22 protein-coding genes are annotated in these 22,317 nt (G+C 38.9%); 15 read left to right on the top strand and 7 right to left on the bottom strand.

Features of this window, described 5'->3' with window-relative positions; all coding sequences use genetic code 11:
• The first annotated feature begins 206 nt into the window (after positions 1-206).
• The 7 genes from ED622_RS13575 (at position 207) to ED622_RS13545 (ending at position 6,788) form a co-directional block, all read left to right on the top strand.
• Positions 207-638 carry a LysM domain-containing protein gene (locus ED622_RS13575; RefSeq protein WP_122034880.1) on the top strand — a complete coding sequence of 144 codons (432 nt, stop codon included), beginning with the start codon at positions 207-209 and terminating at the stop codon, positions 636-638.
• A gap of 201 nt (positions 639-839) precedes the next feature.
• Positions 840-1,058: a YgjV family protein gene (locus ED622_RS13570; protein WP_122034878.1), complete on the top strand. Its 219-nt coding sequence runs from the start codon at positions 840-842 to the stop codon at positions 1,056-1,058.
• A 4-nt stretch (positions 1,059-1,062) separates the two neighbouring features.
• Complete coding sequence (locus ED622_RS13565) at positions 1,063-1,803, top strand: hypothetical protein (protein WP_122034876.1); 741 nt, start codon at positions 1,063-1,065, stop codon at positions 1,801-1,803.
• A gap of 270 nt (positions 1,804-2,073) precedes the next feature.
• Entirely contained in the window at positions 2,074-2,925 is an 852-nt protein-coding gene (locus ED622_RS13560) for a MurR/RpiR family transcriptional regulator (RefSeq protein WP_122034874.1), read from the top strand.
• A gap of 129 nt (positions 2,926-3,054) precedes the next feature.
• Positions 3,055-4,416, top strand: a complete 1,362-nt coding sequence (gene dcuC / locus ED622_RS13555) for a C4-dicarboxylate transporter DcuC (protein ID WP_122034872.1) — start codon at positions 3,055-3,057, stop codon at positions 4,414-4,416.
• A gap of 63 nt (positions 4,417-4,479) precedes the next feature.
• Positions 4,480-5,733, top strand: coding sequence for a peptidase T (gene pepT, locus ED622_RS13550; protein ID WP_122034870.1), 1,254 nt, complete (start codon positions 4,480-4,482; stop codon positions 5,731-5,733).
• Between the two features lie 182 nt (positions 5,734-5,915).
• Positions 5,916-6,788 (top strand): DMT family transporter, encoded by an 873-nt coding sequence (locus ED622_RS13545; protein WP_122034868.1) that lies wholly within the window; start codon positions 5,916-5,918, stop codon positions 6,786-6,788.
• An 89-nt stretch (positions 6,789-6,877) separates the two neighbouring features.
• Here ED622_RS13545 and ED622_RS13540 read toward each other — a convergent pair whose 3' ends face one another.
• From ED622_RS13540 to ED622_RS13530, 3 genes are all read right to left on the bottom strand, one after another.
• A complete protein-coding gene (locus tag ED622_RS13540) occupies positions 6,878-8,050 on the bottom strand; it encodes a MalY/PatB family protein (RefSeq protein WP_162922521.1) in 1,173 nt (390 codons plus the stop codon).
• Positions 8,051-8,059: 9 nt separating this feature from the next.
• Positions 8,060-9,514, bottom strand: a complete 1,455-nt coding sequence (nhaC, locus tag ED622_RS13535) for a Na+/H+ antiporter NhaC (protein WP_122034866.1) — start codon at positions 9,512-9,514, stop codon at positions 8,060-8,062.
• Between the two features lie 137 nt (positions 9,515-9,651).
• Entirely contained in the window at positions 9,652-10,674 is a 1,023-nt protein-coding gene (locus ED622_RS13530) for a LacI family DNA-binding transcriptional regulator (protein ID WP_122034863.1), read from the bottom strand.
• A 217-nt stretch (positions 10,675-10,891) separates the two neighbouring features.
• On the opposite strand from ED622_RS13530, the gene yciA reads away from it, so the two are divergent.
• Positions 10,892-11,302, top strand: coding sequence for an acyl-CoA thioester hydrolase YciA (gene yciA, locus ED622_RS13525; protein ID WP_122034861.1), 411 nt, complete (start codon positions 10,892-10,894; stop codon positions 11,300-11,302).
• Between the two features lie 115 nt (positions 11,303-11,417).
• Here yciA and ED622_RS13520 read toward each other — a convergent pair whose 3' ends face one another.
• Positions 11,418-11,870 carry a DUF417 family protein gene (locus ED622_RS13520; RefSeq protein WP_122034858.1) on the bottom strand — a complete coding sequence of 151 codons (453 nt, stop codon included), beginning with the start codon at positions 11,868-11,870 and terminating at the stop codon, positions 11,418-11,420.
• Between the two features lie 125 nt (positions 11,871-11,995).
• Between ED622_RS13520 and ED622_RS13515 the strand changes: the two genes are divergently transcribed.
• From ED622_RS13515 to ED622_RS13495, 5 genes are all read left to right on the top strand, one after another.
• Entirely contained in the window at positions 11,996-12,556 is a 561-nt protein-coding gene (locus ED622_RS13515; protein ID WP_122034856.1) for a TetR family transcriptional regulator, read from the top strand.
• Positions 12,557-12,589: 33 nt separating this feature from the next.
• Complete coding sequence (locus ED622_RS13510) at positions 12,590-12,970, top strand: VOC family protein (RefSeq protein ID WP_122034854.1); 381 nt, start codon at positions 12,590-12,592, stop codon at positions 12,968-12,970.
• Between the two features lie 172 nt (positions 12,971-13,142).
• On the top strand, positions 13,143-13,718 hold the full coding sequence (locus ED622_RS13505; RefSeq protein ID WP_122034852.1) for a glutaredoxin domain-containing protein: 576 nt from the start codon (positions 13,143-13,145) through the stop codon (positions 13,716-13,718).
• A gap of 2 nt (positions 13,719-13,720) precedes the next feature.
• A complete protein-coding gene (locus ED622_RS13500; protein ID WP_122034850.1) occupies positions 13,721-14,407 on the top strand; it encodes a TVP38/TMEM64 family protein in 687 nt (228 codons plus the stop codon).
• Positions 14,408-14,557: 150 nt separating this feature from the next.
• Positions 14,558-15,994 (top strand): amidohydrolase, encoded by a 1,437-nt coding sequence (locus ED622_RS13495; RefSeq protein ID WP_122034848.1) that lies wholly within the window; start codon positions 14,558-14,560, stop codon positions 15,992-15,994.
• Between the two features lie 52 nt (positions 15,995-16,046).
• Here the strand turns inward: ED622_RS13495 and ED622_RS13490 are convergent, their stop codons facing one another.
• Entirely contained in the window at positions 16,047-17,390 is a 1,344-nt protein-coding gene (locus tag ED622_RS13490; RefSeq protein ID WP_122034845.1) for an MATE family efflux transporter, read from the bottom strand.
• Between the two features lie 492 nt (positions 17,391-17,882).
• Here ED622_RS13490 and ED622_RS13485 point away from each other — a divergent pair, with 492 nt between their 5' ends.
• A complete protein-coding gene (locus ED622_RS13485) occupies positions 17,883-18,764 on the top strand; it encodes a sulfite exporter TauE/SafE family protein (RefSeq protein ID WP_122034843.1) in 882 nt (293 codons plus the stop codon).
• Positions 18,765-18,849: 85 nt separating this feature from the next.
• On the top strand, positions 18,850-19,416 hold the full coding sequence (yeiP, locus tag ED622_RS13480) for an elongation factor P-like protein YeiP (protein WP_122034841.1): 567 nt from the start codon (positions 18,850-18,852) through the stop codon (positions 19,414-19,416).
• A gap of 192 nt (positions 19,417-19,608) precedes the next feature.
• On the opposite strand, the gene ED622_RS13475 is transcribed toward yeiP, so the two are convergent.
• Together ED622_RS13475 and rsmF are read right to left on the bottom strand one after the other, a co-directional pair.
• Positions 19,609-20,787, bottom strand: coding sequence for a threonine/serine exporter family protein (locus tag ED622_RS13475; protein WP_122034839.1), 1,179 nt, complete (start codon positions 20,785-20,787; stop codon positions 19,609-19,611).
• Between the two features lie 86 nt (positions 20,788-20,873).
• Complete coding sequence (gene rsmF, locus ED622_RS13470) at positions 20,874-22,295, bottom strand: 16S rRNA (cytosine(1407)-C(5))-methyltransferase RsmF (protein WP_122034837.1); 1,422 nt, start codon at positions 22,293-22,295, stop codon at positions 20,874-20,876.
• Between the last annotated feature and the right edge of the window lie 22 nt (positions 22,296-22,317).

The following is a 22,317-nucleotide window of genomic DNA, read 5'->3' as shown; positions in this document are numbered from 1 at the left end:
TTGTCTGAAATTATCCAAATGTATACTTAATTGCCTTAAAAAATACGATGAGATCACAGGTAAATGATATAAATAAAAAGCGGCGCTTAAACTGTCACCAAAAAAGCAAAATCCACTAATAAAGCCAATTATTACTTGTGCATACATCTTATTTTTATGACAATAGTCGAAGTTATTTGGCAAGTAGATGAAGTAGAGAGAAAAGTATGAAACAGAAAAAAAATATAATTCTGCTAGCGTCACTAATGTCTTCATTAGTTCTTACTGGTTGTGCTTCAAATGATGAGCTTATTGCCCAGCAAAAGAATCAGACAGAACAAATGAGTGCATTAGAGTCAAAAGTTAGCACGTTAGAAACACAAGTCGGTACATTAGAATCTGAGCTTCAAAAGCAGAAAGATACAGACAGTGAACTTTACCAAACGGTTCGTAAGCTAGATGCGGCGCAGGGTGAATTAAAAGCTCAAGCACAGCAAGAAGCTGATGAAGCGGTTATGTATTACACAATCAAACAAGATGATACGTTATACAGCATCGCAAAAGAGCATGGGATCGCATTAGATGATTTACTTCAATTAAATCCTCAAATCGAGAACCCTAAACGTTTGCTTATCGGCGATGTGCTTAATATTAAGTAATTACATTCGTCATTAAGAGTGAATGATTATAAAGACCACTATATTTAATGTAGTGGTCTTTTTTTATGTGCAATCTAAGTTGGATAACTATAAATCGGCCGTTGCATTTTTTGCAAAACAGCTTTGCCTTTCATTGATATTGTTATGAATAGCCTCAAGAGATACTCTTTTTTCTCGGTTATTTAGTGAAGGGTAAACAGCATGACAATGACAATTTTAGGTTACTTAGCATCAGTTCTAATCATTGGTTCTCTACTAATGAAAGATATTAAAAAATTACGCTATGTGAATTTAGTAGGGTGCAGTATTTACGTATCCTATGGGGTTGTGATTCAAGCATGGCCAATATTTTTTATGAATTTAATTTGTGTAGGCATTAATTTATACAGAATTAACTCTTTAGCTAAAGAGAAAAATTAACCTAATGCACATGGTTAAAATGCAGCAATTGTCAGAGCTAGCAAAGAGAAGAAGGGAGAACACACCTAAAGGGTTTAAAAGTATTTCTGATTACTATAACGGAGCATACGATTGTGATTTTGTGTCACCTTATAGTAAATCAGCGGGCAACTTGGATGCTAAGGTTATGGTTGTATTGCAAGATTGGTGTTCTGATGATTATCTGTCTCAACCTTTTAACCATAACTTAGAAAAACACGGATTAGAGCCAAGCTTACCGACAAGTCGAAATTTAGAGAAACGGCTCAATAAGTACTTTTCTATATCCTTAGATGAGACGTATGGAACCAATCTGTTTCCTTTTGTGAAGCAAGGTAAGATGACGAGTCGATTGCCAATCATAGAGCTTAAAAAAACAGCAAAAACATATACGCTGCCTGAAATTTATATTATTCAACCAAAGTGTGTTATTGCTTTTGGTCTATCTACTTACAATGCATTGTTAGCTGCAAGTATTGATGAAGGATATATCAAAGATAATGATATTAAATCGGTAAAGAATCTGAATGATGCGATTAACCAACCGATAAATATCGTTTTCAATGCTGAATATAATGTATGGTTTTTTGCTCAATCTCATTCTGGGGGGCTAGGGACAGCATCTAGAAATCGAGGTGGAGTTGATCGTGTGAGACAAGATTGGTCAAGAATGGTGAGTTATATTAACGACCTTAATTTATTTGGGAATAGCTTTGTAGATAAATAATTCCCCGTAAAATAGACTAATATTTATCTATTTTAGATAGCAATTATAAGTATGGTAAAAAGATCACTAAATCTAGTGGTCTTTTTTTTGGATAAAATTCAGCATATCTAATTGTTGTTATTTATAGCGCTTATTTTAATAAGATGTTAATTCCTTACTTTTTGTGTGTGTTTGTCACAATTTAAGTATGGGAAAATTTAATTCCCTTGAAAGTATCATGCCATTGGTGGAAATATGTCCCATAGATTACATATTTGGGAAATAATCCCCATGGATAAAAAAGACTTCATTAATGCAGTAAATGGATTGGGGGCGCTAACCGAGGCAGAAAAGCGTATTACTCAGTATTTTATGAAGCATTACACCATGTTGCCATTTGCTAAAATTGATGAGCTATGCAAGCAAATAGGCGTAGGGAAGGCGACATTAGGACGTTTTCTACAGCATTTAGGTTTTAGCGGTTTTTTAGAGTTTAAAAAGCACGTTGCTGATGATTTAGCATTAACACTGACGACACCAGTAGAGCGCTATGAAACGCTTCAACCTACTGATAATAAAAATAATGTACTAAAAAATCATTATGATGAAGTCATGTCTAATATGACGAGAACCTTCGAGATGATCTCTGAGCCTGACTTTGATCGTGCTATTGAATATATGCAAGATCCGAAAGGGAAGTTATACGTTATTGGTAGTGCGTCATCAGAGGCATTAGCAAATTATTTTTACTTACTAGCAAGGTACTTACGTAAAGATGTGGTGTGGCTAAAAGCCGATATTTCAACATTACCGCATCAACTGGTAGATGTGAGTAAAGACGATATTTTATTTGCTATTTCTTATCATCGATTTTCAACCATAACGATACGTTTAGTTAAATGGTTCCATCAATTTGGTGGACGAATTATTTTAGTGACTGATCAGCCAGTGAACCCTTTTGTGGCTTATTGTGATATCCAGTTTGCTGTCGAGAGTGCAAGTGATGGTTTCTTTAATAATAGAGCCTCAGGGTTTGCATTAATTGAGGCTTTTATTAAAGGCTTATCGAAACAAAAAGAAAAAAACGATCGATTTCAGCGTATCGAAGGGTTATTTGACGAGTTTAGTATTTTTACTAAATAAAGATTCAATGTAATGAAATAAAAATATAACTGCTGTTATTTATTGGCAGGGAATTGTTGCACTTTTAATTTATGCTTATTTATTTAATGAGCATCTCTATTCTATATTTATAATATAATGAGGTTTGTTATGATTACTTTTCTAGCGTTACCAATAATATGTGGTGTCGGGTATTTTATTATAAAAAAATACAATACTCAGGCAGTATTATTTCTGTCTGGTTTATTAATGATAGGTTTGGGTGTTCTTAATGGAACGACCGATTTTTTACCTAAAGGTGGCACACCAACAGGGTCGATCATTGTTGATTTTTTTGAAGTCATAAAAGTTATTTCATCATCCACCCTTGCGAAGCTAGGTCTCATCATCATGGCGGTTGGTGGTTTCTCTAAATACATGGGTCACATTGGTGCGGCAAATGCGATGGTGCAAATTGCGACTAAACCGCTTTCTTATATTAAAAACCCATATTTAGTGTTGGCATTCGCCTACATTATTGGTCAGTTGATCAATATCTTTATTCCAAGTGCTACAGGGCTAGCGTTGTTATTACTTATCGCTATGTATCCAGTGCTTGTTGGTGTTGGTTGTAACCCTGCAGCAGCGGCTGCGGTGGTCGCTACGACTGGTTGTTTAGATTTAGGTCCTGCGTCTTCTGCAGCAAACAAAGCGGCTGAAGTGTCTGGTATTGATGTAGCGACGTATTTTGCAAGTTACCAACTTCCAGTTGCGATGGCAGCAATGGCGGTGATTGCTGCTCTGCATTATGTGTGTCAGCGTTACTTTGATAAAAAAGACGAAGAGAAAGGTGTGACTCATGAGTTCAATCTTGATGCAAAAGAGCAACGCAAAGCGCCGAAATGGTTTGCAATCTTACCTGTATTGCCATTATTGCTTCTATTAACCTTCAGTAAATTTGCGGTGACATCGGTTCGTATGGATGTAGTGACAGCGATGTTTATCTCTCTGTTTATCGCAATGGTGTGTGATTATCTTTATACCCGTGATGGCAAGGAAGTCGCGGCTTCTTTAAAGGTGTATTTAGAAGGCATGGGTAACGTATTTACTGGCGTGGTAAGTTTAATTATCTCGGCACAAGTATTCGTTACCGGTTTAACAACGATTGGTTTTATTGCTTTATTACTCGACTCTGCTTCTAATATGGGATTAGGGTATTTAGCCATGGTTCTTGTTCTTGTGGTTATCATTGTTCTTGTCACCATGTTGTCTGGTTCTGGTAATGCCTCATTCTTCAGCTTCTCAAACTTAGCACCAGATGTGGCTGCTCAAGTTGGTACGGCGGCAGCTCATGTTGCGCTTCCTATGCAACTAGCAGCAGGCTTAATGCGTTCAGCTTCTCCTGTTGCGGGTGTGGTTATTGCGTGTGCGGGTGTGGCAAACGTATCACCAATTGAGCTAGCAAAACGAACCATTATTCCTATGACGGGTGGTTTGATTACCGTACTAATTTGTTCACAGATTTTAGTGTGATAGTTGAATAGATCGTATGTTATCGAATATTTATTGAGAATGAATAAAGCATTGGAGTTACCCATGGATATTATTGAACGTTTTTTAAGTTACACACGCATTAATACAACAACGAGCAGAGAGAAAGGCGCGGCGGGCATTATGCCTTCTTCTGATGGTCAAATGGTTCTTGCTCAATTATTAGCAAAAGAACTGACGGCTTTAGGAATGGAAGAGGTCGTTCTACGTGATACTGCAATATTGACGGCAACATTGCCTGCGAATATAGATACAAGCGAAGATTCAAAGCCTATTCCTACGGTTTCTTTCTTTGCGCATTTAGATACGAGTGCAGAGCAAAGCAATGATACAAAAGCACATATTGTGAATTATCAAGGCGGTGATATTTGCCTAAATGCAGGATCAAATATCTTCTTAAAAGAGGCTGAGTTTCCTGAATTAGTGGATTACATTGGCGATGATATTATTGTAACGGATGGAACAAGTTTATTAGGTGCTGATGATAAAGCCGCGATTGCTGCAATCATGAATGCACTGCAAGTGTTAAAGGCGAATCCTGATATTCCTCATGGAACTGTCAAAGTCGCTTTTGTTCCTGATGAAGAGCAAGGCTTACGAGGGGCTAAAGCGTTTGATGTAGAAAGCTTCGGTGCTGATTTTGGTTACACGCTTGATTGTTGTGGCATTGGTGAGTTTGTTCATGAAAATTGGAATGCCGGTGATGCAATCATTACGTTTACTGGGCAATCTGCACACCCAATGTCTGCAAAAGGGAAGCTAAAGAACTCGTTATTAATGGCTCATCAATTCATTAGTATGGTTCCTGGTGGTGAAGCGCCTCAATATACTGAAGGTCGTGAAGGCTATTATTGGGTGAAAGAGTTATCTGGCAACAGTGCTAAAACGGTACTAAAAATGGATGTGCGCGATTTCTATAAAGATGGTTATCGCGATCGCATGACATTTTTACAAAATCTGTCAGACAGCTTTGCGAAGTTATGGGGGGATTCAAGTATCTCTATCAACTTAAGTGATCGCTATGAGAATGTAGCAAACAGTTTGGAAGGGGATGCAAGCTTTCCTATTACTATCGCTAAAGAAGCGTATGAGAGAAATGGCATTACGATGAAGGCGGTGCCTATGCGTGGTGGCTATGATGGAGCAGTATTGTCACAGAAAGGATTGCCATGTCCGAACATATTTACTGGGGCGCATAATTTCCATTCTATTTATGAATATTTGCCAGTGAACTCATTAAAAGCAGCAAGTAATGTGGTGGTAGAGGTTATAAAGATCACGGCAGAAGGGCATAAGTAATAAGGTTTAGTGACAGCGTAACGCTTGTGAGCTAATAATATATTAAAGAGCACGTTGATAATTTCAATATGCTCTTTTTTTATTACGACTAAATGATAAATTAGTTTATAAATCTGTATGTCTCGCTTGATGCGTATTAAAATACCCACCATTTTCTGTCTTCATCACTATTAAGTGTCTTTATGCTAACTAAACTTCGTGCTGAGCCTGTTTTAATTATCACCACTCTTTTGGCTGGGGCTGGATGGGTTTTCTCAAAAGAGGCAATCCAAGAGCTACCTCCGTTTGCTTTTATTGGCATTCGTTTTGTTATGGCCTCACTGTGTTTATTGCCATTTTGTTTTAGTGCCTTGAAAAAAGCATTATGGCAAGATTGTCTTCGTTCTATGGGGGTTGGCGTATTACTTTCTTCAGCCTTATTTTGTTGGATACATGCAATATCAATCAGCGACACTTTAGGTGAAGGGGCATTTATTATGAGCCTCTCTATGCTATTTGTTCCTTTACTTGCTTGGCCACTGTTTGGTAATAGGCCTCCAAGAGCATTTTGGTTTGCGTTGCCAATTGCTATTTCTGGCCTGTTCTTATTAGCATGGAATGACGGGTGGAATGTATCGGCAAGTCAAATATGGTTTATCTGTGCAGCAATAGGTCTTGCGACACATTTTAATTTTAACAGTAAGTATTCGGCCAGTTTACCGACGATTTTATTAACGACATTACAACTATTTACGGTTGGTTGCTTGGGTGTCGTGTTATCACTTTTATTAGAAACATGGCCACAAGAGGTGAGCCTAATTACGTGGAAGTGGGTCGTATTAAGTGTGGTGCTTGCAACGAGTCTGCGCTATTTATTGCAAACGGTAGGGCAGAAATGGGTAACACCGACTAATGCAGCCATCCTAATGCTACTTGAGCCTATCTGGACAATGCTACTTAGTGTTTGGATATATGATGAATCAATGCCGTTAAATAAACTGGTTGGCTGTGGTTTATTGCTTCTGTCTTTGGTTTTCTATCGCTTTAGCCAAGTGAGGCATAATCTGCGTGGATAGTTTTTATTTGTAATTAATAGCTAAAAATATACCCGATGAAGTTCACCGGGTATTTTGTTTAAACTAACTTGTAAGTTATCTAAAGCCGATTAGTTACTTAGCGCGACTTTAATTCTCTGCATGGCTTGAACTAACACTTCACGAGGGCAACCTAGGTTTAAACGAATAAAGCCAGATCCTTCATTGCCAAATGCAATCCCCATGCTTGGAACTATACCTGCTTCTACTAATTTACTCTCTAGTTCTTTGTCTGTTAACCCAAGACCACGACAATCTACCCATGCTAAATAGCCCGCTTCTGGGGGTGTAAAGTTCAGCTCTGGCAGCTCGGTTTGAATAAAGCGTGATAGGGTGCTTATATTCTCTTGTAAGTATGTTTTCAGTTCATTTAACCAAGGTGCTGAAGTTTGATAAGCGGCGGTTGCTGCACACATTGCTAAGCTATTATAAACATCCATGCCATGAGCATCTAAACGGAGAACTAAACGTGTTTTTAATTCTTGATTTGGGATCATGAAATTAGAAATACGCACAGAAGACAAACCAAATGTTTTGCTTGCCGCGGTAGCTACAATCAGTTTTTGTTGCAGTGCATCTGGTAGTGATAAGGCTGAATGGTAAGTGTTATCTCCCATTGCTAAATCGCCCCAGATCTCATCACTTAGTAGCCATGCATCGTATTGATGACATAGCTCTGCTACAGCGGTTATCTCTTCTTTTGACCATGCTTTACCAACAGGGTTGTGAGGGTTACAGAAGATCATCACTTTAGCGCCTTGCTGAAAACAAGATTCTAAGTGAACAAGATCGAGTGAGTAAGTTCCTTGCTGTTCAAGTAATGGGTTTTCAACTAATACTCGGTCATTAAATTCAACGATTTTACGAAACGAGCCATACCCCGGTGTTTGCATTACCACTTTATCATTGGTTTCAGTCAGCAATTGGATTGCCATTGAAAGCCCTGGTAATACGCCGTGTACTGTCGTTATCCACTCTTTTTCAATTTGAATGTGATGTTGCTCTTGATACCAAGTGATGATCGCTTGGTAATAGTCATCATTACGTTCTGCATAACCAAAAATGCCATGGTCAATGCGATTATGAAGCGCTTCTAATACGTGTGGTGGCGCTTGAAAGTCATAATCAGACACCCACATAGGTAGTCGGTCTGTACCATCTAATCCGAGTTTTTCTTTCATGAAATCCCATTTTAATGAGCCGGTGTTGCAACGGTTGTGAATGCAGTCAAAAGAAGTTGTCATGAGATAGCCTTATTTTACTTCAACAGGAGATAATGAGTCGTTGTTTTGAGTTACTGGCGCTTTTGCAATACCAAAGCCAGTGAAACCATAAATGATGGCGAAGATAATGCCGGTGTAGCACTGAATCGCCCATGGTAGATAATCAAGCGTTGCTACGCCTAGTGTGCTTGCCATGTAAATACCTGCTGCAGTCCAAGGAACTAATGGTTCGATAATGGTGCCAGCATCTTCAATCGTTCGAGATAGATTTTTTGTATCTAATCCCATTTTGCGATAAGCGTTTTGGAACAATTCACCTGGGATTAATAGTGCAAGTTTGCCATCAGAGGTTGTGAATACCACTGTAATTGTAGCAATCACGGTTGATAGAATTAACTGACCAGTGCTGTGGATTAGATGTAAAAAGCGACTTAATACTACATTTAGAGCACCTGTTAAACTTAAAATACCCGCAAAAGCGAAGGCACAAAATACAAGAAGAATGGTGCTCATCATAGAGAATAGGCCACCACGGTTAAGCAGTTTTGCAATGTCAGGAACTAAGCCGTCAGTAGTGTGGCCATTTGCATTTAGCATATCGATATTAAAGCCATTAACAAACGCTTGCAGTGCTTGTTGTAGGCTGAAGCCTTGTAAAAATACACCGATAAGTAGGGCAAGAGCAGAAGCCGCAAGCATTAATGGTAGTACTGGTTTCTTAGTAAATGCACCCCATAAGATCATCATTGGTGGCACAATTAATAGAATATTAAGGTTATATAGGCTTTCTAATCCAGCAAGTATGTCGAGTACTTTTTGAGGTTCGCTTACATTTGCAACATCGCCGTATTGGCCAGCAAAGAAGAAGACAACAGAAGCAATAACAAACCCCGGTAGTGTTGTATAAAGCATGTGTTGGATGTGTTCATACAATGTGGTGCCAGAAACGATAGGTGCAAAGTTTGTTGAATCAGAAAGAGGGGAGATTTTATCACCAAAGTAAGCACCAGAAACCACAGCACCAGCTGCGGCTGCCATTGATACATCAAGACCTGCGGCAACACCCATTAGAGCAACACCGACCGTACCTGCTGAGCCCCATGATGTGCCTGTACATACAGAAACTACGCTGGTAACAAAGAAAGCGGCAATTAAAATATATTGAGGACTAATAACTTTTAATCCCCAGTACACCATGTAAGGAATGGTACCACTGACCATCCAACTTGCGATTAGGCCACCAACCGACACTAAAATTAAGATAACAGGCATTGCTTTCGCCAGTTTCTCAACAATGGCCTTCATTATTTCATCCCAGTTGTATCCCATTTTATAAGCGATAAAACCGGTAAAGGTGGCTGAAGTAAGTAGCAGCGCTTCAATTTGTAGACCAAAGAGGCCGTATCCAATTGCAAGTAGACCAAACATGACTGCAATAGGTGCTATTGCGAGTGCAAATGATGGTAGAGGCTTTGATTGTGTCATTGTTGTATTCCTCGTAAACAGATGTAGAGTTGTTTTGTTTTTATGAGGTCATAATAAGAGTTCTATTAATTAGAATATGAGAGATAGGTAACGCACTCATGTAAGCGCTTACATGGGGTTGTTACCTAAGATGTTCATCACACTTTTAGGGCTTGCTTTGTTGAATAAGGTGCAACAGTCTGGCGCTGAACTAAGGTGGCATTAAAGCAATGTTTTTGTGGTGGAATATAACCTGTATTTTTTATTTTTAATGCTAAATCAGCAGCATAGCTAGACATTTCATCAATCGGATTGTGCATGGTGGTTAAGCGTGGATAGAGATATCGAGCCAATAAAACATCGTCAAACCCAATAATAGAAATATCGTCTGGAACACGGATATTATTTTCATGCAAGCTTGCCATTAAACCGGCGGCCATTACATCGTTAAAGGTAACTACCGCTGTGATTTCAGGGCATTGAGTCAATAATTGTTTACCAGCCAGTTCTCCACCTTGTTCGCTAAAGTTCTGATTTATTATCCAGTTAGGCTCAATGGTGATATTGGCTTCTGCCATGGCATCGCGGTAACCGTTAAGTCGCTCTGTTCTGTCTTCAATAGGAAGATCACTGGTGACACAGGCGATCTTGCGATGACCTTGCTCAATTAAGTGAACCACCGATTCTTTTGCTCCTGCTCTATTATCGATATAGACAGAGCGGTTGGATATTTGTGGAATGGTACGGTTGAGCAATACCATCGAAGGAAGTTGGGCGCTGTATCTAAGTAGGGTGGTATCGTCTAGCATTTTTGCGTGAACCACCATGGCTTCGCATCCTTGGCTGATCAAAAAATCCAACCCTTCTTTTTCTCGCTGCGCATCATGGCCTCCGCTTACCACGACTAATTGGCATTTATGCTTACGTGCCACTTCTTCTACGTGTTTGGCTATTAGGGCAAAGAAAGGATCTGCTAGGTTGCCGGTGAGTAGACCAAGGGTGTTATTTGTCTTTTTAGCTAAGGCGCTGGCTCTCGCATCTCGTTGGTAATTAAGTTCTCGAATGGCGCTTTGTACTCGCTCAAGAGTCACAGGCTCAACATAAGCCGAGTTATTGATAACACGAGATACAGTAGCGGTCGATACGCCAGCTAACTTTGCTACGTCACTGATTGTCGCCATGATTGCAACTCAAGGTGATTAAAATGGAACAGGAGTGTAGCGCGGGTTTTTCGGTAAAGATGTTAGGATCATCAAATTATGACGTCTTTGCTAAGCGCTATTGAATGAGCATCGTATTGTTTGTTTTATAAAAAGGCGTGAGATTGAAGCCAATAGCCCTGACGATAAGCTCTATGTGTGATATGGTTCACAGAATTATTTTATATGGGGAATCATTTTGAGCACTGAATTAAATACTGGTCAAGCACCTAAAGGACAGCTTCTTCTTCGAACTCTTTCTATGCCAGCAGATACTAATGCTAATGGTGATATTTTTGGTGGCTGGATTATGTCTCAGCTTGATTTAGCGGGTGCAATTTTAGCACAAGAAATATCAGGTGGGCGTATTGTGACAGTGTCAGTGTCTAGCATTACATTTAAAAAGCCAGTAAGTGTTGGTGATGTGGTTTGTTGCTATGGTGAATGTACCAAAATTGGACGAACGTCTATGTCGATTGATTTAGAGGTGTGGGTTAAACCAATTAAAGAAGACGAAGTTAGTCATCGTTTTCAAGTCTGTGAAGCAACATTTAACTATGTAGCAATTGATTCAAGCGGTAAACCAAGAGCAATTCCTAAGCATTCATAAATATATATGATTGGATTGGTATTAAGTAGAGCTTACTCAGTTTTATTGTGATCTCTGTTTAACATCAAAAAATAATAGCCTGCTTAATGAGAATTGAGCAGGCTGTTTTTATTTATTATGCGTGTTTTTTATTATGTTCAATCACCAGTAGTGATACAGAGATAAACACAATGTCTTTAAGTAAAAAGAAGTTGGTTGTTAATACACCATCAACGACTTTCCATGTATTCGGTGTTGTTGTTAAAAAGCTAAGTGTCGCAATAAATGTGAGTAAGGCAAGGATCCCTGAATAATAACCAATTTTAGGGTTAAAAAATCCTGCGATAAGTCCTATTGCAATCGCAATTTCAGTCAATCCAATGATATTCGATACCATTTGTACTGACATAAATCCGTATATCCAGCCCATTAAAGGGTGGTTTGCAACTAATGGCTCGATAGCTGTTGCTTCTGTTGGGGTAAATTTAAAAATACCTATCCAAAGTAGGGTAAGTACGACACCAAAGACACCAATTTTATAACCTAATGATGTTTCTGCTGAGATGGCTTTACAAGTTTGAGTATTCATTTTTATCTCCTAATAATTAAACTAAACTGTTTAGTTTAATTTAGCGTTTATTTTGATACTGTCAATCAGTTTTTGAACTAAACGGTTTATTTTGCTAAAATTACAGCATTAATGGAGAGTGATGTATGAAAGAAGAAAAAAGAGTAAACGCACTTAAAAAGACAGTAGAACTGTGCGCAATACATGGTTTTCATGGTACGAGCATGGATAAAATCACCGCTGCGACAGGGTTATCTAAAGCGACCATTTATAAGTATTTTCAGTCTAAAGAGAATTTAATTGCCAACGCATTAGAGTTGTTTAGTCAACAGTCTCTTTCTCACGTTCAAGCTTTGTTTGAAAATACAGATCTAACATTAGAAGAAAAAATAGCGCTCCGCTTTGAAGGCCTTGCAGGGTGTATTGATATCGAATCATTTAATGGCTGTTATTTTCAACTGGCGTACAGTGAATACAGCAGTGAAGACCAAGGCATTACTGAGGTAAGCGCGCAGTATAAACAACGGACTCAAGAGCTATTGATTGAGCTGTTTAAAAGGCACGATATTGAAGATGCAGAGCTAAAAGCCAAAAAAGCAGGGCTAGTTTATAACGGGTTATTGGCATCGTTACAGCTAACAAAAGATGCAGAGCTTATCGAATTAGCTCACCAAATGTTTTTAGGTATTATCTCTAAATCTGAATAATGTTTTACGCTTTTGTTTCATAGGGAATGAATCATGAGAGTTATGCGTGTAGATCACCTTGTATTAACCGTTAAAAATATTGAAGTAACGAGCCAATTTTATTCAAAGGTGCTCGGAATGGATATTGTCACCTTTGGTGAGGGTAGGGTCGCCCTTACTTTTGGTGAGCAAAAGATAAACCTTCATCAATTAGGAAATGAGTTTGAACCCAAGGCGGCACAGGTTCAAAGCGGCAGTGCTGATCTCTGCTTTATCACTCATACGCCCATTAATGAAGTTCAAAGCCATATTGAGTCACAAGGCGTGGCTATCATTGATGGTCCAATTCAACGAACAGGAGCGCTAGGCAAGATAATCTCAGTCTATTTACGAGATCCTGACGGTAATTTAATTGAACTCTCTAATTATTTGTAACTCTTATTAAAATAAGAAGCGTTCCTTACAGCGCAATATTTTTCTTAGCATATACTTATATATTGCAACATAAATAAATCATAAAGGTTGACTTAAATTGAAATTCAACTAAATTAAACTAAACGGTTCAGTTTAATTTTAATAAGTCAGTTTGCTGATAGGGGAAGTCACAATGAAACCAATAAAAATCACATTATATCGCTGGGCAGGCAGTTGGGGCCCATTCAAAGTAAACATCCCTTGTGGGGAATGCACTTTAACTAAAGACATTCTTCAAGATACTTTTGAGACAGAGCTTGCTGGCATTCCTATTGAGCTTGAGGTTAAAGATTGGTTATCCCACTGGTGGGAGCCTTTAAAGCTCAAAGCATGGCACGCGCCAATTATTATTGTTGAAGATAAAGTGATCAGTGAAGGGGAAGCCTTAAATCGTGGGGTTCTTGTTCAGGCTGTTATTGCTCAAGTGGCCAAGCGTGATGATATAAAAGGAAATGTTGTATTTGGTAAAGCAACGTGCCCATTTTGTATAAAAGCTAAAGCCGCACTTGATGCCGCTGGCGTTGAGTATACTTATCATGATGTGGTCAAAGACAGTGCTGCACTATATAGAATGATCCCAGAAGTAAAAGCAATTATTGGTGAGAAAACGCCAGTAACTGTACCTCAGATCTGGATAGATGGTAAGTATGTTGGTGGTTTTGATAATTTAACTAAAACAATGAATACTGACGTGAAAGCAGGGAGTTAATTATGAATAAAAAACTGATCTTATTAGCGGTTTTACTGGTTTCATTTTCTGTCGTGTATTTTAATTTTGGGCACCTTCTGACGCTTGAACAAATTAAAGGCTTTCATCAGTCACTCCAAAGCGACATTCAAGAAAACCTGTTCTTTTATAGTGGGGCTTATTTTGCTGCTTATGTGGTGGTTACTGCCTTATCTATTCCAGGTGCTGCGGTAGTCACCTTACTAGGTGCTGCGTTGTTTGGTTTTTGGTGGAGCCTCTTACTCGTTTCTTTCGCGAGTAGTATTGGGGCAACGATTGCATTTCTAAGTAGCCGCTACCTATTAAGAGAGTGGGTAGACAGTAAGTTTAAAGATAAGCTGGTTCCTATTAATCAAGGTGTAGAAAAGGATGGCGCGTTTTATCTGCTGACATTACGATTGATCCCTGTATTTCCATTCTTCTTAATTAATCTATTAATGGGATTAACCAAAATATCGGTAGGTCGTTTTTATTTATTTAGTCAGCTAGGTATGCTTCCCGGGACGATGGTCTATCTAAACGCAGGTACGCAATTGTCAGAAATAACCTCGCTGTCAGGATTAATTTCACCACAAATTTTAGGTTCTCTAGCCTTACTTGGCTTATTCCCAATAATGATTAAATTTGTGATGGCTCAAATTCAAAAGCGCCGTTCTCAAGTAAAAGAGTAGTAAATAGAGAGACCTATCCCACAATATTATTGTTTGATAGGAAGAATCGTCTCGTAATCATTATATTTATCAATTAAATTAACCAAAGAAAGAAGCATTTTCCCCAATGCTTCTTTTTTTTATCTATGGGGGCATGATTAAGGTTTAGGAATGAAGCTTAAAAGCTTGGTATTGAGTGTTAGCGCCGTATTGTTATCTGGCTGTGGAACGATGATGAAGCAGCAAGAATATAATGCAGATTTGATCATTAATAACGGACAAGTGTTAACCGTAAACGCCGATATGCAAGTGATTGATGATGGTGTCGTGGTGGTTAAAAACGATAAAATTATTGCAGTAGGTGATGCGACATTACTGGAACAATATTATGCGCCAAAAAATATTGATGCGAATGACGGTATTGTAATGCCGGGAATGATTAACGCTCACAACCACCTTCCTATGATTGCATTTCGTGGTTTAGGCGAAGAAGGCATTTCTAATCGATTATTTGCCTATTTCTTTCCATTAGAAGCGCAAAAGTTAAGTCGTGAACTAATTTATAATGCCACTAAGCTCGGTGCTATCGATTTAGCGCAAAGCGGTGTTACCACTTATGCCGATATGTATTACCACATGGATGAAATGGCTAAAGCAACCAAAGAAGTTGGATTAAGAGCCGTACTTGGTGAAACCGTTATTAAATTCCCAGTGGTGGATGCAAAACAACCGTACGGTGGTATTCAATATGCCAAGTCATTTATTGAAGAATATCAAAATGATCCATTAATCACGCCAGCTTATGCGCCTCATGCTGTGTACACGGTAAGTAAAGAAAAGCTTCAAGAGATTAATCAGCTTTCAGAAGAGTATGATGTGCCGGTTTTAATCCATGTGGCTGAATTTCCAAATGAAGAGACAAGAATTAAAGATCCAACCAAAGCTACCTCTCCAGTTGAATATCTAGATGAGATTGGTGTACTCGACAAGCGTATGGTGATTGCTCATGGCATTCATTTATCTCAACATGATCAAGAGCTATTAAAACAAGCAGGTGCCGGTGTGGTTTACAACCCAATGGCGAATGCGAAAGGTGCAACAGGTATTGCTCCTGCTTGGGATATGTTTCGTGCCGATATGCGAATTGGTTTAGGCACTGATGGGCCGATGAGTTCAAACCAAGTGGATTTATGGCGAACCTTAAGTTATGCCGCAAATATGCAGCGTTTAAAGCACTCAGATAGAACCATTATGATCCCAGAGCAAGTGATTGAGATGGCTACCATTGGTGGTGCAAAAGCATTGCACATGGAAGATGAAATTGGTTCTTTAGAAGCTGGAAAGAAAGCAGACATCATTATTATTGAGACTCAATCAGCGAATATGATGCCAAGTTATGATCCATACGCGACATTGGTTTATCAAGCCAATCCAAGTAATGTAGATACAACGATTGTAAATGGCAAAGTGGTCATGGAACAGCGTCAGATGCAGACTGTTCAATTGGATGAAATTCGACAAAGTGTTGAAGCGTTTGAATCAGATATCGCTGATTTTGCCAAAGAATTGTCTAAAAAAGCGATAAAATCAAAAAGTTTAATGGATTAGTTTTACGATATTAATAACATGGGCAAAGATATTCATCTTTGCCCATTTTTATTTAGATAAGATTAAATTTAGTCCATACTTTCGATCGCCAACGGCGAACCATAATTATTCCTCGAACCCATTCATCTGCAGCTAATGCAAGCCATGCGCCTAGTACGCCAAACCCAAAATGAACGCCAAGTAGGTAGGTTAGGCTAACTGCCACTCCCCACATGCTCAGTATCCCTAATTGAACTGGAAACTTAATATCTCCTGCGCCTTTTAGTGCGGATATGAAGACAAGATTAAAGACCCGGCCTGCTTCCACCAAGATAGAACCTGCAATTAAACCAGCGGTTAAGGCTATGACTTCTGGATCTTGCGTGAATAGGTCGAGCAATTCATAGCGAAAGAAAAAGACAATACAAGTAAGGGCAACAGACACGGCAAAAGAGACTAAAAAGTAGAGTTGAACTCGTGTCAGGATTTGCTCAATCCATTTTTTTCCAACGTAATAGCTGGTTTGTATTTGGCTTGCTTGCCCAACCGCTAATGCGAAAGCAAAAGAGACTCGAGCAATATTTTGAGCGTAGGTAAAAGCGGTTAGTGAAGCGGTGCCCATTTTAACCACTAGATAAACAATGACCATCTGTGACAAGTTATAAGAAAGCATTTCACCTGCATTCATCACTCCAATTTGCATGATCTTTTGATAGGTTGCTTTCGGTATTTTCTTAAAGTTCATCATTGGCAGTGCAATGTGTTTTCTATGGATCATTATCCATAAAATAATTGTATTAATCACTTGGCTAACTGCAGTAGCAATGGCCACTCCTTGCACACCATAAACGGGTAACCCAAAAGGTTGGTATAAGGCGCAGTAATTACCAATAATATTAAGCCCACCAGTGAGAAGGTTTACTAACATTGGTGTTCGAGAATATCCATTACTGCGTAATATGGTAGAGAAGACAATACCAAGGGTTACCGCTAAAGTGAAAGAGCCAGTAATGATCAAATAATCGTAGGCAAAAGTTGCAACGTCACTTTCTAGTCCATACATGATGACAATAGGATTCGCGGAAAAAAAGGCGAACAAACTGAGGCAAAGTCCTAATATCCCACCAAGTACAACGCTGGCTACCGCCACATCGGTTGATTGCAGTGGTCGTCCGGAGCCATTATATTGACCAATAAGAATGCCAGTACCTGTACTTACCATCATCGAAATGATCATTAAAAAGAAAATGATCTGAGAGATAACTCCAATAGCCGATACTGCCAAATCAGAATAGCCACTCAACATGAATACATCACTGGTACTAATAGCAGTACGCAGTAAAATTTCCACTAGGATCGGCCACGCTAATGTCGTGATCTGCATTCGGCGTTCAATAGGGTTGCTTTTATCAAGCATAGTTTGTCCTTAAAAAAGGGAAGAGTGGATGCTCTTCACCATACAGCTAGGAAGGAGGTTTAAAGGTGCCTACTTTGAAGAAGTTCACTCTCACAATCTGGGAGCTAGAACTCGTTTTTGGATAGTATACTAATTTAAGTAACTATCGATAAAAATAGTGAATAGAGTTAGCATCAAATTATAGAAATATTTGTTTTTTAGCATTACCGATTTTTATTTATTAAATTAACCAACAAAAACATCATTATTTTGCAAAGAAATTGATTAAATTACTTTAAAAGTAACGGTAAAAAAACATAAGTATGAAATGTGTAAAGTTGATATTTATTTAATAGCTTAAATCAATCAATTTCACCGTAATTAAATGTAAAAGAGATGAAATTATTGTTATCTATTAAATAGGCTAACCCTTTAGTGCATAAGGGATGCTCTGGTTTTTATCATTAATCTGAATTACTATTCTCGGCATTATTTCAGCGATGTGATGTATTAATGACTGTTTTATTACTTTTACAAATAGGTCTTGTTATTGGAGGCCTAACATTTCTTTTTATGCTTGTCTCATTATGGTTAAAGAAGAAGGCCTCAGAAAAAGACACTAATATATGGGCGATTGGCCTTATTGGTGGGTTTGCAAATTTTTGTGACACTCTTGGCGTGGGAAGTTTTGCTATTAAAACCGCTGGATATAAGCAGTTTAATTTAATAGATGACAAAGTTTTACCGGGAACCTTGAACGCTCAAGCAACCATGGCGACTGTGTTTCAAGCCTTAATTTTCCTTACTGCGGTTAATGTGGACTTAACGACACTGCTTAGTTTAATTATTGCGGCGTGTGCTGGTGCGACAGTTGGAGCGCGGTTAGTATCAAATTTTGACCGTCAGTTGATCCGTTTGATCATGGCTGGTGCCTTGTTGATTGTTGCGTTTCTTATGTTTGCTGGTCGTTTAGATTTATTTCCATTAGGTGGTGAAGCGTTGGGATTAAGTGGTGAGAAATTGGTTATCGGTATCGTTGGGAACTTTATTTTTGGCGCATTAATGACAGTAGGGATTGGCTTATACGCACCGTGTATGACGATGATTTACTTATTAGGAATGAATCCATTAGCAGCATTTCCCATTATGATGTGCTCATGTGCTTTTTTATGTTTCTTCTCTGCCGGTGGTTTTATTAAGCAGAAAGCCGTAAATTCAAGAGCCTCTTTAGTGGTGGCGATTACCGGTCCTATTGGCGTGTTAATTGCGGCATTTATTGTGAAATCGCTTGATGTGGATATGCTTGCTTGGTTAGTTGCCTTTGTGGTTCTTTATACGTCAATTATGATGTTGCGTTCATGGCAGCAAGGCCGAGTGATAAATAAAGCGCTATAAAATGCGAGTTTCTATCACATAATTATTGGAGATATAAAAAGTTCATGGTATTTTTCACTCACCAATTATTTATGGATTTTTTATCATGCCAAAGGCAAGTGACATTAAAAAAGGTTCAGCAATTGAACACAACGGTAAAGTATTTTTCGTTAAAGAAATCAGTAAGCTAACACCAAGTGGTCGTGCTGGCGCAACGTTATTCCGCATGCGTATGTATGATGTTGCAACTGGTTCAAAAGCAGATGAGAGCTTTAAAGCAGATGATATTATCACTTTAGCTGATTTTAGCCGTCGTAGTGCAACTTTCTCTTATGTTGATGGTAATGAGTATGTATTCATGGATGCAGAAGATTACACGCCATACAACTTTAACAAAGAAGCTATCGAAGAAGAGTTACTTTTCATCTCTGAAGAAACTCAAGGTCTACAAATTTTAATCGTTGATGGTGCGCCAGTTGCGATTGAATTACCTTCAGCTGTTGATTTAGTTATTGTTGATACAGCGCCTTCAATTAAAGGCGCTTCTGCAAGTGCTCGTACTAAACCAGCGACAATGACAACTGGTTTAACTGTACAGGTTCCAGAGTACATTGCTAATGGCGAGAAAGTGAAAATCAACACGACTGAACACAAGTTCATGAGCCGTGCTTAATCGCTTTAAACAGCATGTTTTACACTGCTAAAATTAAAGAAAAGGCCAGTTATTATTTAATATCTGGCCTTTTTATTATCGTTAATTTTTTCTTGTAGAATAAAAATTTCTCGAAAAAGTTACCTTGTTCTCAAGCCTTTTTTCTTCGCTATTTTGGGTTACTTATTGTGGTCGGTATTACAAGAGCTTAAATTATAAATCTCGCTCGATTTTGGGTGAGTAAATTGAATAAGCGGTAATTTGCCCTGCAACAATAGCAGAGAACATAAACAGAGCGGATAATCCAATACTAGGAATAGGAAGTATGGATTGCTCAAACACACTTTGGCTTGCACTCACTAAGACACGACTTCCCGGAACAAGAATAATGATCCCTTGTACGATGAATATGATCCCAGTTAGGTTTAACCGCCTAGCAATCCAAGTACCATAAAGTGTGATTAATACGGTTGTAACCCATGTACCGACAACCCAGCCACCATCAAAGCCAAGATAAAATGGTCCCCACATGCCTAATACCGCTACAGGTAAACTATAAACTGTATCAATAGGGCGGGCTTTAAACATTACGCCTAATGAGAATGAAATAATCGGTAAACCTAGTATTTGTAGCCATATTGGGAATTCGTTTTGATAATCAATAGATTCGGCTGTGCCAAAAATAGCTTCGCCAATGTGTAAACCAATAATGATCCCAATAAGAAGTTTTATTAAAGTGAGAAAGCACTGGCCAAGTAAGCTAGTACCAGAGACGAGATCATTAAAAGCTAAACACTCTAGAGCATTTGAGATGGAGAGTCCGGGAACAAAAAGAACCACGGCGGCGATACAAAGCCCAAGAATGGGAATTGGGACACCAAGGCTAGCAATAAACGCAACAGTAAAGGCAACAATTAAGGCGCCAAAAAACTCAACAGCAATACTACGACGTTTACTACAAAAAACTTGAGACAACCAGACTAAAAAACCAAGTAAAAAGCTGACACATAAAGCTTCGTATGTTGATCCAACCAACATAAGAAAGGCAGGGGGAATACAAGTATTAGCTAAAGCAATTGCCCATGAAGGGTAAGAGATCCCTTCGGCTGGAGCTAGTGGGATAGGGGTTAATGGTTGCTGTAATTGAATGATGGTATTTGCGAGTAAACCCAAATCAATACTTGCGGGTTTATGACGTTTCATGATGACGGCGTTATTGTCATCAGGAAATTGATAGTTAATTGAAGTTGGTGTTGCTTGGATCATACAATTAACGCCATATTTATTGGCGTAAAAGGTAGTGTAACGTTCTACTTTATAGGGAGCACAGCCACAACGATGTAGAGTATCCCCGATATCAACAATTCTATTTATTCTATACTGTGAAGGCATGTCCATGTTCCCAATTCAGTTGTATATAACCCACCGTACAGTTTATCTTAATTCCTTAAACAGTACGATGGGCATAAGTTGGTTAACTAGAATAAATTACCATCTCTAACTAATTCTCTAGGAAGTCCATTTTTAATTCGGTTTCCTACCCATTTGCCTAATCCAATGACGGCGCCAGAGTAAGTTACGATCGTTTCCCCTTTACCTACTGATTCAGGGCGAACGTCACGGCCCATATACCATTCACGAGCTTCTTCTATTGTTAATTCCGTAGCAGTAGGATTACTTGCTGTCACTAATGCCATGATAGCTTCATGTTGCCAGCGATAGCCTTTCTTATGAGTTTCTGCCAGTTTAAAACCAATGCGGTGGTAACGCATTTCACCAATTAATGGTTTCATTCGTTTTGGAAAAGCCCATACCTCTTTGTCTCGGATCCATAGCTCATTTGCTTCTGGAATAGTCAGCGCTAGGGTTGATTGTAATTCTGCTTCAATATCTTTGGCTTCTTTACTTGATGCCGCCACAAATGGGAATTTACCTAAGCGTTTTTTCACTTCAGGAGGTGTCGTTGCTGAATTTTTACGAATCTTTGCGACGAAGAATCCTTCGCTATCAAAGATCTGTGGGTAAATGTGTAAGAAGCCTTCTTGTGTTAATGCTTTTTCTGCATTCTCAAAAAGATCACCTAATGGTTCAAACGTGACCGCGTCACCAAACTGTTCGACTAAGTGATGGCAAATATTCTGGTTTTCTTGATGATTCAATGTACAAGTTGAGTAGACCATTACGCCGCCAGGTTTAAGGGCGTGAAAGGCACTCTCAATTAGGTCGCGTTGAGTATCACCAATTTCGATAACTGATTCAGGGCTCCAGTTGTGCATTGCATCTGGGTCTTTACGAATTGTTCCTTCACCAGAACAAGGCGCATCTAATAAAATAGAATCAAAGGTTTCTGGTAACCAACCGCCGAAAACGCGACCATCAAAATGAGTCAGAGCAACGTTACTTACACCACAACGTTGTACGTTAGAGCACAATACTTTTACACGGCTTGATGAAAACTCATTGGCAACTAATGCTCCTTGATTTTTCATGCCAGCAGCAAGTTGTGTGGTTTTAGATCCAGGCGCAGAGGCCATATCTAAAGCCATCTCAATACTATCATTGTCTTTTAATAATGCTGTTACTGGCATCATAGAACTGGCTTCTTGGATATAGAATAATCCAGACATGTGTTCGGCAGTGCTGCCTAATTTTACTGTGTCTGTTTCTGGCCTTGTGATCCAAAATCCAGTATCACACCAAGGCACAGGCTCTAGTAGCCATTGCTTTTCATCGGCACGTTGTTTGAATTCTTCTACGCTGTTTTTTAATGTATTAACGCGAATGCTACGGCGTAAAGGGCGCTTACAAGCGGCAACAAAGTCTTCCATTGAAAGGTGGGAAGGCATGGTTTCTTGCACTTGTGTTAGGAAGGCTTCAGGTAGAAAAATATTATCGTGCACGGATGAATCTCATAGGATGATG

Origin of the sequence: Aliivibrio sp. EL58 (genome assembly GCF_900312675.1) — a bacterium.
Lineage (GTDB): Bacteria > Pseudomonadota > Gammaproteobacteria > Enterobacterales > Vibrionaceae > Aliivibrio.
The sequence above is the reverse complement of the archived record's forward strand: the minus strand, read 5'-3'. Positions and strand labels throughout refer to the sequence as shown.